The 1,086-nt window shown below is 70.5% G+C and carries 2 protein-coding genes; one reads left to right on the top strand and one right to left on the bottom strand.

The features are described 5' to 3' along the window. A partial coding sequence (locus tag ABEA93_RS41985; RefSeq protein WP_345681290.1) for a stealth conserved region 3 domain-containing protein occupies positions 1–483 on the top strand: 483 nt, incomplete at its 5' end. 90 nt (positions 484–573) lie between these two features. On the opposite strand, the gene ABEA93_RS41980 is transcribed toward ABEA93_RS41985, so the two are convergent. Further along, positions 574–1,086: stealth conserved region 3 domain-containing protein (locus tag ABEA93_RS41980; RefSeq protein ID WP_345681289.1), on the bottom strand; the 513-nt coding region annotated here is incomplete at its 5' end.

The following is a 1,086-nucleotide window of genomic DNA, read 5'->3' as shown; positions in this document are numbered from 1 at the left end:
TCGCAGGTGCCACTCGGCGCCCCGGAACTGGCGGACCCGCCCGTGGTGTCGGCGGGCAAGAACAACCGGGCGCTCATCACCGAGGCATTCGGGCCCACGCCGGTGCAGAAGTTCAAGCACGCGCCGCACCCGCTGCGGCGCAGCGTGCTCGCCGAGATCGAGGTGCGGTTCGCCGACGTCCAGGCGGCCACGGCGGCCCAGCGTTTCCGCAGCCCCGGGGACATCGCGATCACGTCGTCGCTGCACCACAGCTACGCGTTCCTCAGCGGGCGCTCGGTGCCCGGCGAGATCGAGTTCGCGTACGCGGACCTCGCCGCCCGGCACACGCCCCGCCGGCTGCAGCGCTTCCTGGAGCAGCGGTCGCTGGACGCGTTCTGCCTCAACGACACGGAGTCCGAAGTGGCTTCCGTCGAGCAGCAGATGGCTCTGCTGAAGTGGTTCCTGGAGGCGTACTTCCCGACGCCCGCGCCCTGGGAGCGCTGAACGGCGCGGGACCCCGCACAGCACACCACGCACCGAAAAACGCGCCGCCGGACGCCGCGGCAGTCCGCGGCGCCCGGCGGCGCGTCCATGTCAGCGCTCGACCCGCCCGTTCCGGACCGTGCCGGTCTCGAACTGGCTGGCCGTCGGGAAGTACTCGGTGAGGAACGTGTCGATGATCCGCGACTGCTCCTCGGCCGGGACGTCGCCGTCGTGGTAGTCGTTCAGGCAGAACACGTCGTGGATGCGGGCCGAGAGCAGGCGCGTGAGCTTGGTCTGCTGCTCGCGGAGGCCGACGTTGATGAAGCCGCAGGAGATCGGCGCGGGCACCGAGCGTCCGGTGAGGTACGCGTAGTAGTGGTGCAGCGACGACGCGATCGACACGTCCGTGTGGCTGCGCAGCGGGGCGTGCGCGGTGCGGTCCACGACCTCGGGGAACTCGGCCTCCAGCTCCGCGAGCACCGAACGCCGCAGCGGGTGCGGCGTGTGCAGGAACGCGTTGGCGATGGTCTTGCCGAACCGCTCCAGGATCAGCGCCCGGTTGTTCTTCGCCGAGCTGATGTTGAACTCGTCGTCCGGCGCGATGTCGGTCAGCGGGACCGTGGT

Origin of the sequence: Yinghuangia aomiensis (genome assembly GCF_039542225.1) — a bacterium.
GTDB lineage: Bacteria > Actinomycetota > Actinomycetes > Streptomycetales > Streptomycetaceae > Yinghuangia > Yinghuangia aomiensis.
Note: the sequence above shows the minus strand (reverse complement) of the source record. Positions and strands in the feature narration are given on the sequence as shown.